Source organism: Komagataeibacter rhaeticus (assembly GCF_011611525.1).
Classification (GTDB): Bacteria; Pseudomonadota; Alphaproteobacteria; order Acetobacterales; family Acetobacteraceae; genus Komagataeibacter; species Komagataeibacter rhaeticus.
This window is the reverse complement of the sequence record NZ_CP050139.1, coordinates 2,041,783-2,055,345: the sequence shown is the minus strand read 5'-3', so window position 1 is coordinate 2,055,345 and position 13,563 is coordinate 2,041,783. Positions and strand designations below refer to the sequence as shown.

General features: G+C 54.0%; 11 protein-coding genes and 3 pseudogenes. 11 read left to right on the top strand and 3 right to left on the bottom strand.

Annotation, left to right across the window (positions count from 1 at the left end; translation table 11 throughout):
• The first annotated feature begins 294 nt into the window (after nt 1–294).
• From GWK63_RS09340 to GWK63_RS17250, 7 genes and pseudogenes are all read left to right on the top strand, one after another.
• Nucleotides 295–1,695 (top strand): M20/M25/M40 family metallo-hydrolase, encoded by a 1,401-nt coding sequence (locus GWK63_RS09340; protein WP_007400345.1) that lies wholly within the window; start codon nt 295–297, stop codon nt 1,693–1,695.
• 164 nt (nt 1,696–1,859) lie between these two features.
• Nucleotides 1,860–2,741 (top strand): sulfurtransferase, encoded by an 882-nt coding sequence (locus tag GWK63_RS09335; protein WP_040000026.1) that lies wholly within the window; start codon nt 1,860–1,862, stop codon nt 2,739–2,741.
• Between the two features lie 320 nt (nt 2,742–3,061).
• The gene (locus tag GWK63_RS17255; RefSeq protein WP_007400348.1) at nt 3,062–3,376 is read left to right on the top strand and encodes a hypothetical protein; all 315 of its coding nucleotides are present in this window, start codon (nt 3,062–3,064) and stop codon (nt 3,374–3,376) included.
• A gap of 131 nt (nt 3,377–3,507) precedes the next feature.
• Nucleotides 3,508–3,702, top strand: a pseudogene (locus GWK63_RS09325) (transposase); the annotation flags it as partial.
• Between the two features lie 70 nt (nt 3,703–3,772).
• On the top strand, nt 3,773–5,314 hold the full coding sequence (locus GWK63_RS09320) for a GT99 family glycosyltransferase N-terminal domain-containing protein (protein ID WP_139064322.1): 1,542 nt from the start codon (nt 3,773–3,775) through the stop codon (nt 5,312–5,314).
• Between the two features lie 231 nt (nt 5,315–5,545).
• Nucleotides 5,546–5,907, top strand: a pseudogene (locus tag GWK63_RS09315) (hypothetical protein); the annotation flags it as partial.
• A gap of 87 nt (nt 5,908–5,994) precedes the next feature.
• Nucleotides 5,995–6,262: pseudogene (locus GWK63_RS17250) on the top strand (IS5/IS1182 family transposase); the annotation flags it as partial.
• A 177-nt stretch (nt 6,263–6,439) separates the two neighbouring features.
• Here the strand turns inward: GWK63_RS17250 and istB are convergent.
• Together istB and GWK63_RS09300 are read right to left on the bottom strand one after the other, a co-directional pair.
• A complete protein-coding gene (gene istB, locus GWK63_RS09305; RefSeq protein ID WP_007396167.1) occupies nt 6,440–7,285 on the bottom strand; it encodes an IS21-like element helper ATPase IstB in 846 nt (281 codons plus the stop codon).
• Nucleotides 7,282–7,881: a transposase gene (locus GWK63_RS09300; RefSeq protein WP_166498081.1), complete on the bottom strand. Its 600-nt coding sequence runs from the start codon at nt 7,879–7,881 to the stop codon at nt 7,282–7,284. The genes istB and GWK63_RS09300 overlap by 4 nt, the downstream gene beginning before the upstream one ends.
• A 34-nt stretch (nt 7,882–7,915) precedes the next feature.
• On the opposite strand from GWK63_RS09300, the gene GWK63_RS09295 reads away from it, so the two are divergent.
• The 3 genes from GWK63_RS09295 to GWK63_RS09285 all read left to right on the top strand — a co-directional run bounded on the left by GWK63_RS09295 (nt 7,916) and on the right by GWK63_RS09285 (nt 11,325).
• Nucleotides 7,916–8,350: an IS5 family transposase gene (locus GWK63_RS09295; RefSeq protein WP_112210038.1), complete on the top strand. Its 435-nt coding sequence runs from the start codon at nt 7,916–7,918 to the stop codon at nt 8,348–8,350.
• A gap of 214 nt (nt 8,351–8,564) precedes the next feature.
• Nucleotides 8,565–10,622, top strand: a complete 2,058-nt coding sequence (locus tag GWK63_RS09290) for an HAD family hydrolase (RefSeq protein WP_139064323.1) — start codon at nt 8,565–8,567, stop codon at nt 10,620–10,622.
• A 46-nt stretch (nt 10,623–10,668) separates the two neighbouring features.
• Nucleotides 10,669–11,325: an IS1595 family transposase gene (locus tag GWK63_RS09285; protein ID WP_040000037.1), complete on the top strand. Its 657-nt coding sequence runs from the start codon at nt 10,669–10,671 to the stop codon at nt 11,323–11,325.
• Nucleotides 11,326–11,445: 120 nt separating this feature from the next.
• Here the strand turns inward: GWK63_RS09285 and GWK63_RS09280 are convergent, their stop codons facing one another.
• Nucleotides 11,446–12,054 (bottom strand): TetR/AcrR family transcriptional regulator, encoded by a 609-nt coding sequence (locus GWK63_RS09280; RefSeq protein ID WP_007400363.1) that lies wholly within the window; start codon nt 12,052–12,054, stop codon nt 11,446–11,448.
• Nucleotides 12,055–12,154: 100 nt separating this feature from the next.
• Here GWK63_RS09280 and GWK63_RS09275 point away from each other — a divergent pair, with 100 nt between their 5' ends.
• Nucleotides 12,155–13,561, top strand: coding sequence for a coniferyl aldehyde dehydrogenase (locus GWK63_RS09275; protein WP_007400365.1), 1,407 nt, complete (start codon nt 12,155–12,157; stop codon nt 13,559–13,561).
• Nucleotides 13,562–13,563 lie beyond the last annotated feature (2 nt).

Sequence of the window (13,563 nt, the reverse complement as noted above, 5' to 3'; positions counted from 1 at the left end):
CGCATGTCAGATAAAACCACAATGCATGGTCATGTGCAATGATTAATGCATATCTGCCCCACATTGAATGCATGCTGCGCGGCAGGCCGCCCGCATGGGGTCAGGTGTCGTGTCCCCGCAGATGATGGCCCGGCGCGTCACGGCGGCTGCCGGTGCCTTCTGGCGGCGGGGGGCGGCCTGTTATGACAGGAACCGCGCCCGGTCGCCGCGGCGGCATGGCGGGAGGTGACTGGTCGGTGGGAATGTTCCATGTCATTATGAACACGCAATAAACCAGACAGGAAGAGTTCCCGCATGCATAAAGTCCTTGCTTTCCTTGCCCTTGCGGCAGTTCCCGCCGTGGCGTCATCCACCGCGCTGGCGGATGTGGTGCCCCATCCGCAGGCGGACGGGCAGGCACTGGACCTGGCGCGCAAGGCCATCGCCCTGCGTTCGGTCGCAGGCCCCGGTGACAGGACGGCGGATGTGGCAAGGCTGTTCCGCAAGACCCTGCTGGCCGGTGGTTTTGCCAGCAGGGACATCACCATCACCCCCTTCAGGGACACGGTCTACATGACCGCAACATGGCCCGGCACCAATCCGGCGCTCAAGCCGCTGGTGTTGCTGGGGCATATTGACGTGGTCGAGGCGAAGCCTGCCGACTGGCAGCGCGACCCGTTCACCCCGGTGGTGGAGAATGGCTACCTGTTCGGGCGCGGATCGACGGACATGAAGCTGGATGACGCGATGATCATCGCCGCCGTGCTGGAACTGAAGCGGGAGGGATACAGGCCGGAACGCTCGATCGTGCTGGCCTTCTCCGGCGATGAGGAAACGGAGATGCGCAGCGGCGAGGCCCTGGCCGACAGGCTGGCGAACGCGGAGATGGTGCTCAATGTCGACCTGGCCAGCGGTGTGCTGGACGAGCAGACCGGAAAACCCAAATACTTCACATGGACCGGGGCGGAAAAGACCTGCATCGACTACCAGCTGACCGTAACCAACCCCGGTGGCCATTCATCCGAACCGCGGGCGGACAATGCGATCGACGTGCTGGCGGCGGCCCTGCTGCGGGTGCAGGCGCACCGCTTCCGCCCGGAGGTGAATGACCTGACGCGCAGGTACTTCACGCAGGCGGCCGACCTTCAGCCCGCCCCCATCGGGCAGGCGATGAAGGCATTTGCCGCCAACCCGGCGGACAGGAAGGCAATTGCCACCCTTTCGGCCGATCCCGCCATGGTGGGTCGCCTTGGCACCACCTGCGTCGTGACGATGGTCCAGGGCGGGCATGCGGTCAACGCGCTGCCCCAGCGCGCCACGGCCACGATCGACTGCCGCATTTTTCCCGGCCATTCGGCGCAGGACATCATGGCCGAACTGCAGCAGGTGATCGCGGACCCGCAGGTCAAGGTCACCAACGTGACGGCGGGCTCCGCCGTGACCGCGCCGTCGCCCATGCGGCCTGATTTTGTCAATGCGGTGACAAAGGCGGTGGACAGTGTCTATCCGGGCCTGCCGGTCATTCCCTCCATGCTGTCGGGCGCGACAGACAACATGTGGTTCCGTGCGCATGGCGTGCCCAGCTACGGGGCCAGCCCGCTGTTCATCAAGCCATCGGAAAATTTCTCCCACGGGCTGAACGAACGCACGCCGGTTGCCTCCATTGCGCCGGGCATGGACTATCTCCTCTCCATCATCAGCGATCTGTCGCATTGAATTGGGCGGCTGCCTGAAGGGGCCATTCAGGAAACGCCCTGTTGAAAAAGGCGTGCGGGCCGTGTCCCGCCTGGGGCATGGCGGAAGCGTGGGGGGCCACCTCCATCACGCGCGCGATTGCTGGTAGGAATGGCGGCCTATCCAGAACCATGCAGGAAGCCGTGATGCCCTCCACCCCCGTTCTCCATTCGCCCGATGACGTGCGCAGGCTGGCCGCCAGTGGGGATGCCGTCGTGATTGACGTGCGTGACCCGGCCGATTTCGCGGCCGGTCACATTCCCGGCGCGGTCAGCATGCCCGACATCTTCACCTACCTGGCGGAAACCACGCCAGAAGGGCTGAAGACCCTGCAGCAGACCTTCGCCACCCTGTTTGCCGACATGGGGCTGGATGGCAAAAAGACCGCCATCGTTTACGAGGACGCGCTGCACACCCGCTATGGTGCCTCGTGCCGGGGGTACTGGATCCTGCGCTATCTGGGCTATCCCGCCGTGGGCATACTTGATGGCGGGCTGAGTGGCTGGCGCAGGGCAGGGGGCACGCTTGTCACCGATGTCACGCATCCCACCCGCACGGAATTCCCGCTGCGCATCAATCCGGCCCTCATGGCCACGTATGCGGATGTCCGGGCCGCGCTGGGCAATCCCGCCATCCGCCTGCTGGACAACCGGGACCGGGTGGAATGGCTGGGCGAAAGCTCATCGCCCTACGGCGTGGATTTTGCCCCGCGCAAGGGCCGCATTCCGGGTGCGGTCTGGATCGAGTGGTATGATTTCATGAAGGTTACGGACGGCCACGCCGCCTTCCGCACCGCCGATGAAATCCGCCAGCTTGCCGCCAGTCGGGGCCTGACGCCCGATGATGACATCATCATCTACTGCTTCAAGGGCGCGCGGGCGGCCAATACCTATGTCGCGCTGGCTTCCGCGGGCTTTACGCGGCTGCGGATCTATATGGGGTCGTGGAACGAGTGGTCACGCAATGAAGCACTGCCGATCGAGCCGGGCCTGCCCAAGGCGGCCGCGCCCTATTGTGGGGCTGCGTGAAGGGATTGCGCCCTTTTTCCTTTCTGTCCCGCAGTCATGCCTCTGATCCCGTGAGGCGGCAGGCTGTGGGGTGGACTAAAAGACTATGAATAATCTGGATTTTCACTGATGCGTTATGAAGTCTACGGGCCATTTCCTGCGCCGCGTGTGCAGTCAGAAGCGAATGGTGAAGCTCTCGGTCGTTTCTGGAAAGATATTGAAGCTGTGTATTCCGGCCTGTCCAGAGCGATTGGTATTTATATTTTTCTACCCTTCACGGGGAAAAATACACGCCGTGGTACGTTGGCAAGACAGATGCGAAAGCAGGTTTTCGTGGCGAAGTGTTCCAGACTCATAAGCTCAATCATTACATCAACGCCAGTCAACGCAAGAGGGGGGCGCCAATCATTCATCTGATTGCAAAGGTTGAACCGGAACGGGGCAATTACTGCCGGGCTTCGGCACGCTCCGGCCGTGAGATAGATGAACTGGAAACAGTGATGATTGGCATGGCATTGCGCGCCAACCCGAATGTCCAGAATTCAAAAAAGACATGGTTCAACAAGAACTGTGTTGTTCCCGGCATCATGGGTGCGCCCCTTGCCGGGCGCCCGTCCGAGGCGGTCTCAACGTTACGGCACGTACTGGATTTCTGAATTCAGGACGGTTTTCCGCAACACGAAACGGCTGATCTTTCTGGCGGCATGAGCCTGCGGGACCTGCATTGAGCACAAAGAAAGCAGCGGCCCTATGGCCCTGCATGTGACGCCAGCCAGTCGGGATGATCGCGCCTGAAGCTAGGCACGGCTTTGTCCTGCTGCCGTGCCGATGGGTCGTAGAACGCGGTCTTTTGCATGGGCGACACGATGTCGCAGGCTCATCAAGGATTACGAGCGTTACACATCAATGCTTGCAAGTCTTCATAATCGCTTTTGCATGTTTCATGCTCGGAAACGCCACCATAGTCACTCACGGTGCATAATACCCTCTAGTTTTTTAATTCATGAAGCTGTGTTAGATTCTAACCCCATTGAACCGTTTTGGGGATAAGCATGATTAAACAACATCCGATTCTGGTGTTGCCGCCGGTTTCCCCGGTTGGCGATTATCCTCATTATTTTTGGGTCCTGCAAAAATGGCTGCATGCTTTTCGTTCTCAGAAATCAACAATTGTAATCCCAACCTGTTACATATCCGCATTTAAAGACAAAACGCGCTGGGAATACGGTCCATGGTCGGCCAAGTTTCATGGTTACAAACCAACCATGAAACTGGATGAGCAATTAATTAATGTGCAGTTTTATCCTTCTCTGCCAGAGGATGATGCCTTACGCAGTAATGTTCCTCCTGTTGCGCCGGCAGTGAAATTTTATGAAAGCGTCTATCATGAAGATGATGCACTCATATCTTTCTATAAGGACGTTTTCGAAAGTGCCAAGGATGAGGGGCAACCTCTGGCCATTGCATGGGTAAACAACACTTCCCTTCGACATGCTGCGTTTCAGGCTGGCGTAAAGCTGGTATTTAACGAAATCGGGCCACTTCGGCAGCCTTTTTATCGACAAACAGCCTATTGGGACTGTCATGGCGTAAATGGGGATACGTCCGTTGTATCGCGTTGGAACAAGGAGCGTCCTGCTTTCGAAGCCTGGCTTTCCGCACGGCAGGATTTGATATCTACTGATGATTTGCGTCATGTATTTACCGATTGGAATCCGCCGCCAGATGTAAAGGAAAAGGTAAAGGTCGGACTTGCGCTACAAATAGAAAGTGATTCTAACGCTTTATTATTCAGTCGAGGTTGGACAAACCTATCTCTTTCCGAACATCTTCGGGCTAATTACTCGGCTGATGATTACCGCATTCGCTATCACCCTAATGGAAAAGCTCTTTATGAGGGCATGACAGACCGCACAGAAAGTCCGTTGGAATTCCTGTTTCGTGTTGGCGAAATCTGGACGATCAATTCCAGCCTTGGAATGGAAGCCTTTTTCTGGGAACGTCCCGTGCGTTTTTTTGGTAAGAACCCGGTAGCTTCCATTACGACAATGACTGAAGAAGAAAGAAAATCTTTCAGATCATGGTTCTTTTTATGTTATCTTATTCCATGGCAATGTGTTTTTTCAATTGACTATTATATATGGCGACTAGAAGAACCATCCTGCGCAAAAATTGCTGAACGGCATCTCTTGCTCTATGCGCAGGAAGTTCAAACAACCCAATCCTCTAAAACAGGCATATCATCTGATATGAAGGATTTTGCAATTGCCAAGCCTTGGGAAATTATGGAAATGCTTGCTACCAATGGCGGAATGCTGAGCATTATCGAAAAGCAGCGTAAGCAGATACAGGATCGTGATGCCTGGATTTCAGAGCGAGACGAAGCAATCGCACTGATGCGTAGTCAAATTCAGGATCGTGATGCCTGGATTTCAGAGCGAGATGAAGCAATCGCATTGATGCGTAGTCAAATTCAAGATCGTGATATCTGGATTAAAGATCGAGATGGGTGGATTTCTGAACGGGATACATGGATTATTGAACGGGATGAAATAATAGCATTACTACAGAAGAAGAATAAGGAGGGGAGTTAAATTCTTTTTGACGTGGAAGATCAGGGAAAACCGTAAGTATTTTGGGAAATGATATGAATATTATAATGGTGTCCGATCCATAATCTCCATGCTCTTTTGTAGAATAATATGTCAATGCATCACGGGCACTACTTTGGCAGAAAATCCGGAATAAGGATTTCCAACAGAGTTTGGATGTTTAGTCCCGGAGGTTAATGCTGCATTATTTTTACGCGAGTGGAAGAACGCATTATGGGACAGGGGCGTCATAGCAGCGCCATGACCACGCACGCCATCCGGGCAGCAATACAGCGATCGCAGGCTTCGCTCTCGGCGCAGAGCGGAGAGTTCGGGATCAATCCAAAAACGGTGGTAAAATGGCGGAAGCGCCTCAAACGCTACCCGAGCGGGTTCTTCCACCTCGATATCGCCGAGGTCCAGACCGCTGAAGGCACGCTGTATCTCTTTGTGGCCATAGACCGGACAGGTAAGTTTGCGGTGGTGTAACCTGCGGACAAGGCCAACAGAAGAACGGCCTGGGCGTTTCTCGAACATCTTCTACGTGTCGTGCCCTATCGGATTCATACATCCTGACCGACAATGACATCCAGTTCGCCGAGCCGCCCCGTAAACCGGGGCATGGCATGGTCACGTTTCAGGCGTTTCGACATGCTCTGCGGGGCTAACGGGATCGCGCATAGCCAGGCCACCTGCAGGCCCTGCATGTCACGCCAGCCAGTCGGGACGATCGCGCCGAGGTCGGACGCCGTGCCACTGCCATTCAGGAGGCCACTGACGAAAGCGTCGTTGAACTGACCTATGTCGATCAGGGATACACGCGCCCAAAACCAGACGAGGCGGCTCGGAAAGAGGCGCAGCTTTGTCCTGCTGCCGTGCCGATGGGGTGTAGGACAGTCTTTCGCATATTTCATGCTCGGAAATGCCGCCATACTCGCTCACGGTGTATAACACCCTCTAAAAAAGAAACTATTGTTTCTGCAGGGGCTGTTGGGGATTATGCTTTTTTAAAGCATCTGAATGTGATTCAAAATCGGTATGGATCGCTTCATACTGACAGATGTGTAAATGCTGTTTCAAAATTCCCCACATGTGCTGTCGGAAAATTCCCCAGCACGGATATGGTGATCAGCCATTGAGGTGATCGATAGCTCCATGCTTTGGGGGCCTACCGCGGCGCTTTGGCGCTGCCGGTGGCATCAGATTGGCGTGGGCCCGTGTATGCTCGGGGATCAGATCGGCATGCTGGCGCAGGCGATAGCTGGCACCTTCGATGTGGACGACGACAGCATGGTGAAGTAGCCGGTCGAGCAGCGCGGTGGCGACGACCGGGTCGCCGAAGACCTCGCCCCACTCGGCAAAACCGCGATTGGAGGTCAGGATCATCGCTCCCTTTTCGTAGCGGGCATTGACCAGCTGGAAGAAGAGGTTGGCACCACCTGGCGTGATTGGCAGGTAGCCAATTTCATCGACGATCAGCAGCGAAGCCCGCGTGTAGAAGCGAATTTTCTCGGCCAGACGCCCCTCGCGTTCGGCTCTGGTGAGCGCCTCGAGCAGTTCTGCCAGAGAGCAGCGATAGACGCTGCGTCCGGCCCTGACGGCGGCCACGCCGATGGCTGTGGCCAGATGGGATTTTCCGGTGCCTGGCGGGCCCAGAAAATGCAACACCTCGGCCCGATTGATGAACTCGAGCTGGGCCAGCGCGGTGATGCGATGCCTGTCGAGTGAAGGCTGGAACGAGAAGTCGAAGCTCTCGATAGTTTTGATCGGCATGAGGCGGGCGGTGCGCAGTGCTACGCTGATGCGCCGTCCCTCGCGCAGGTTCAGTTCTTCGGCCAGCAGATCGTCGATGGCCTCGATGGCGCTGATCTCGCCCTTTTCCAGCCTGCCCAGCGTGTGATCAAGCGTTTCGAGGGCGCGTGCCATATGGAGAGCCAGCAGGCTTTGTCGGATGCGTTCGGTGACAGACATCATGCGGTCCCTTTGGCATTGATGTTGGCCAGGCGTTCACCCACCGCGCCGTAGAAAGCCAGAGGACGCTGGAGGATCGGCACCGCCGGTGTCGTCGGCAACATCTCGGCGTGTTGAACCGGTGGGGCCTTGCGGTGGCCTGGCTCGATCCGCTTACGGTTTTTGCCTTCCAGCACGGGATGCCGGGCGATGAGTTTCCCTTCCTCGAAGATCAGGACTTCATGTGTATGGTGCTGGATCTCGACCACGCGACGGCGGGCAGTGTCAGGCACACTGTAATAATTGCCGGCCACCGCCACCATCCCCTCGCGGCTGATCCGCCGCTCGACGCTCAGAACAGCATCGTAGCGCAGGGCAGGCAATGGATGCAGATGGGGCAGTCCGGGATAACTTGCCATCCGCTCCAACAGATAGGTTCGATAAGGTTCTGCTGCGCTGGCCACCGGTTTACGCGGTGCATAGGCTGGAGTCTCCAGCCCATTGGCCAGATACTTCTTCACTGTCTTGCGATCGAGCCCTGTCTGGCGCGCGATGGCGCTGATGCTGAGCCCCTGTCTTTTGAGTTCCTGGATCAAAACGACCTCCCTGAGTCCTATCACCTGCTCGCCCTTCCTTTGGCATCAGCAGGGATAAATGTGCCGCGTGATCGTCATGGGGGCATGCCCCCATGACGATCACGCACAGTCCTCAAACTGGGGAATTTTCAACCAGCACATTTGGGGAGATTACAACCAGCACTCACAAGATGTCCAATGGGCAAAGATGGAACCGTTATGCCTTGGGAAGAAGACGGATCGGGGACGCAGCGGGAAGGATAACCGCCTCTTCATCGAGGCGATCTTATGGATTGCCCGGACGAGCGGGCCATGGCGGGACCTGCCGCCGTATTTCGGACATTGGAACTCGGTCTACTCACGCTACAGCGACTGGACGAAAGTTGGCGTTTTCCAGAAGATTTTCGAGGCTGTCTCCGATGATGCGGACATGGAATACGTGATGATCGATGGCACGGTGGTCCGGGTTCACCGCCATGACCAGGGCGCGAAAGGGGGACCCGAAGCCAGGTGATCGGACGTAGTGTGCAGGGTGGTCCATCAGGATCATCGTCATGAGAAGCGATAAGACAGACAGGTCATTTGTAGCCATAGATCTGTCTTTCTGCTGCAATTATCAATTCACGATAATTCCCAGCAGGTCCCAATAAATCCATGTTGAAAATTGACCTATTGTAAGGTATGTAAGAGAACCTGTGTACAATTATTTACTATAATGGCGGCATAAAATGAATGAAATTAAATCCAGTCACACAGTGAAACTGCCTGTGAAAGATGGATGTGTATATAATAAAAGCATAGAAAAGTTTATTTCACACTTTGAAATTGTATCATTTGATGTGTTCGATACCCTCCTGTTCCGTAAAACATTACGCCCAGAAGGCATTTTTCATTATATTGAATGCAAAACAAATGATAAAGGCTTTGCCGAGCGCCGCATCAAAGCGGAAGAAATTGCACGTAATATCAATTTCATGCGTCATAAATCCCATGAGACGACGCTCACAGATATTTACCAAGTGCTTTACGAAGATTTTGTACAACAGACACAAGGTATGGAGCGTGAACTCGACGCCGAGCGCCATTTCTTGAGATGTTATACAAAAAATAAAGAAATTTATGATATAGCGCGCTCATTGAATAAAAAAATCATTGCCATTAGCGATATGTATCTTCCGGCCGAAACGATAAATGAGTTTCTTGAGGAAAATGGGATTTTTGTAGATGAAATTTTCTGTTCCTCTACATATTACAAAGAAAATATATACAAGGGAAATGGTAGTATTTATCCCCTTGTTTGCAGGGAACTGAACATATCGCCTGAGCAGATTGTTCATTTTGGTGATAATTATAATTCAGACTTGGCGCAATCTATATCATCCGGAATATCTGCTGTTCATACATCGACAGTAATGAAGGAATTGTTGTCAGATTCAAGATTGAATCTAGATACTATAAATATTATTAAAGATAAAAATAACTTTGAAAGCAATATCATTCTCGGCTTAATGGCAAAGCGCCATACTGAGGGATATTTTGACAAAAACCCTTCTATAAAAATGTTTGGCTATCTTTATAGCGGCCTACTTATGATAGCCTTTATAAAAAATATTCTTGAGATCAGCAAAAAAGAAAACATTAAAAAGATATTACTGATGACGCGCGATGGTTTTGTTATAAAGCGCGTCATGGATGCTCTGGGAATCTCTGATATTGATTATGAAATTTTCTGGTCCTCCCGTCGTATGTGTCTTGCTCCTCTGTTAAGTCAGCCCTCACAATATGATCTGGCATTTCCAATACTGTTCCCCTACAGGGATGGCGCCAGTTATAATCTGAAAAATGATCTAGAGCGACTTTATCTTAAGGTTCCAGTAGATTTTAAAAATATTGAAGAAGACGATTATGCAACTTATATTGATAAAATAAAGAATATGGATGTATTCTGGTCTCATGTAATTGATGATGAGCGTGATTGTTATTTAGGTTATCTGGAAGAGGAGATCGGTTCCACGCCATTGTCGCAGGTTGCTTTTGTTGATGTGGGGTGGGGACTATCTTCCCATCAGGCCATAGATGCTTTGTTAAACAAAGAAATCACAGGTTTTTATGTCGGTACCCGTGAGGGTGCCTACGCCACGCCCAAAATTCATGGCATTCTGTTTCAGGAAGGCAAGCCTACAGAATTGAGCAATGCGATCATGAGTGGTGTTGAACTGGTCGAATTGATGTTTTCTGATAGCAGTCCATCCGCCATCCGAATGAAAAAAGACGGTCAGAAATATTATCCTGTTCTTGAAACACGAAATGCTGCTGACGTATCGCGCGATTGGTATGTGCATGAAATCCATCACTATATGATGGATTTCATCTCGGATATTTCCCCTTATTTTTCAATTATGTCGGCTGATACGTTAAAAGACATGTCAGCTGAATCCATGTTTAACATCATCACCAATGCGACTTCAAATGAGCAGGAAGTTCTGGGGGAGATTCCCCATGCTCGAGAAGTCGGGCATAGCAATTTCCTTCCCATTTCCAATTGGTGGCGGATGGAAAAGCCACATGTGGAACCAGCAGATGAACCGCAGGACAATTCCCCTGATCCGCAGGCTGGCTGGACGCAGGCTGAAAAAGACAGCTTTGCATTGTATGGTCGAATTTTACCCAGATCAGAAAAAATCGGCCGTCAAGTCCTGAACCCGATTGTAGGTAAAAATCGAGCTGACTGGTTGATTAAAACATGGAATCGTAACAAAAGAAAAATTAAATCATATATGAAATAATTTAAGGGGCAGGCATAGGTAAGCCGGTAAAGGCTTGATATGTCCTATGAAAGCACGTCGTCGTAATCGGCTGCCTGTCAGCATCCAAAAACGGCTTCTGGAACACTTCGTTGCGGGCACGCCCGCGCGGAGTGCTGCTGACCTTGTGGGCGTCAATCGCAATACCGCGACCCTGTATTACCGCAAGCCGCGCGAAATCATCGCTGAACCGATAGCTCATGATGCGCCCTTTTCCGGTGAGATCGAAGTCGATGAAGGCTATTTCGGTGGACATCGCAAAGGCAAACGAGGCAGAGACGCTGCCGGAAAAGTCGCCGTCTTTGGTCTGCTGAAGCGGCCTGACCGCGTTCATGCGGTCATGATCCCCAATGCCGGGCACCAGACGCTGATGTCTCTCATCTGGGAAAAAATGATAAAATATTCAATTGCTTACAGTGATTTGTGGCATGCCAACGACAAGTTCGATGTGTATGCGTTCCATCACGAGCGCGTCGATCACAGCAGGCATTTCACCCAGGGAAGAAACCATATCAATGGCATCGAGAACTTCTGGAGCTTGGCCAAGCGTCATCTGCGACGATACAATGGAATACCACGCAAGGACTTCCATCTCTTTCTGGCCGAGTGCGAGTGGCGCTTTAATACCCGTTTTTCCGCAAAGCTCGTGAAAATCCTTACCGGATGGGCTAAGCTTTTCTCCTAAACTGTCCCAACACACGCTTACCTATGCCAGCCCCTTTTATTTATGACAGATTCCGCCCTCACGCTGGTCATCAAGGAAAGCATCACCAGTTCCGAAAAGCGGCCGTCGTGGGGTAGCCTGTCAGTCGCTGCGGCACATGCCATCCAGCAACACATCCAGCGAGGCCGGGACCGGCGCTGACCCGACTTTCTCCTCCAGCAACTGATTACTGATCGCCAGCATGGCCAGACCATGTACCTGCGCCCAACTGGCCGCTGCCAGCGCGCTGACGGCAACTGGCCGGAAGCTGCCGTCTTGCTGCCCGTCTCTCAGAAGCCGCAGAAGAATTCCGAATGTGTCCATGGCCGCATCATGCAACTGCGGATCTATCGTCTTGTCTGCATCGGAACTGAACATCAGGCGATAAAGACCCGGATTCTGACATGCAAATCTGATGCAGGCCTGCGCTGCGGCCGTGAAGCGCGCGCGCGTGGAAGCCAGGCCCAAAGACATGGCTTCTGTCATGCTCTCCCCAAGCCTGACGAAGCCGATCCGGGCCAGCTCCCGCAGCAGCATCTCGCGATCTCGAAAATGCTTGTAAGGGGCCGCATGACTGACACCCGTGCGCCGCGCCACTTCCCGCAGGGTGAAGGTCCAGTTCTGGTCCGTGGCCAGCATGTCCAGCGCCGTGCCGATCAGGGCGCGGCGCAGGTCACCGTGATGGTAGGGGCGGTTCTTGGTTTCACTCATTCGTGAGGTCCATGTTTACACAAGAAACTTTCATTGACAACAAATCATCATGCTCCATATCCTGCCCGCATAAGTTTCTCCTGTAAACATGGAGGACGCAATGTCCGATGCTACTCCCGCTGACCTGCACCACATTCTTGACAGCCAGCGCGCTGCGTTTCTGCAGGACGGGCCACCGGACCTGAAACAGCGCCGGGCCGATCTGCGCCGCCTGAAGGCTGAAATCCTGAAACGGCGCACTGAAATCGTGCGTGCCCTGAAAACGGATTTCGGCCAGCGGTCGGAGCGGGAAAGCGCGATTGTGGAACTGATTCCGCTGGTGCAGTCGATCAATTACATGATCGCGCATCTGGGGTGCTGGATGAAGCCGGAACGCCGCCATGTTTCGGCCTATTTCCAGTGCGGTCGTGCCTGGGTGGTCCGGCAGCCGGTGGGCGTTGTGGGCATTATCGCACCGTGGAACTATCCGGTCTCGCTGGCCCTCGTGCCACTGGCGACGGCGATTGCCGCCGGTAACCGGGCCATGCTCAAACCCTCGGAATTTACCCCGGCCACATCAGCTGTGATCGGCGAGATTGTGCAGGCCATCTTTCCGCCAGAACAGATTTCTGTCGTGACCGGCGGTGGCGATGTGGGAGCTGCGTTCTCGGCGCTGCCGTTCGATCATATCCTGTTCACCGGCAGCACGGCGGTTGGAAAGAAGGTGGCCGAGGCGGCTGCGCGCAATCTGACCCCGGTTACACTGGAACTGGGCGGCAAGTCGCCGGTGGTGATCGCGCCCGGCTTTTCCATGCAGCGGGTGGCGGACCGCGTGGCGTTCGGTAAGCTGACCAATGCCGGACAGACCTGCATCGCGCCGGATTATGTGCTGGTTCATGAAAACGACAGGGATGCGTTTGCCACGGCCTATCAGGATGCCGTGAAAAAGCAGCATCCGGGTGGTTATGTCGGGTCGCCTGATTATACGGCCATTCTCAACGCGCATCATTACGGGCGGCTGAGTGGTCTGATCGATCATGCCGAAGCACAGGGGGCAAGGGTGATCCGGCTGGGCAGTGATTCAGCTACGGATCACATCCTGGCCCCCGTGCTGCTGCTGGATGTAACGCCCCAGATGGCGGTAATGCAGGAGGAGATTTTCGGACCTGTCCTGCCCGTGCTGACTTATCGCACGCTGGAAGAAGCGATTGCCTTCATCAACGCGCGTCCCCGGCCTCTGGCCCTGTATTATTTTGGCGGCAACCGTGCTGAACGCGACAGGGTCTTGAAGAACACGGTTTCAGGAAACGTGACGGTCAACGGCACATTGATGCATTATGTGCAGGACGACCTGCCATTCGGCGGCGTGGGGGACAGTGGCATCGGGGCGTATCATGGCAAGGAAGGCTTCATGGCGCTCACACATGCCCGGGGTGTGTACCGACAGGGGCGTTTCAATGCGGCAACGCTGCTTCAGCCACCCTTCGGCAGGCTTGCCGACACCATCACAAATCTGATCCTGCGATGAAT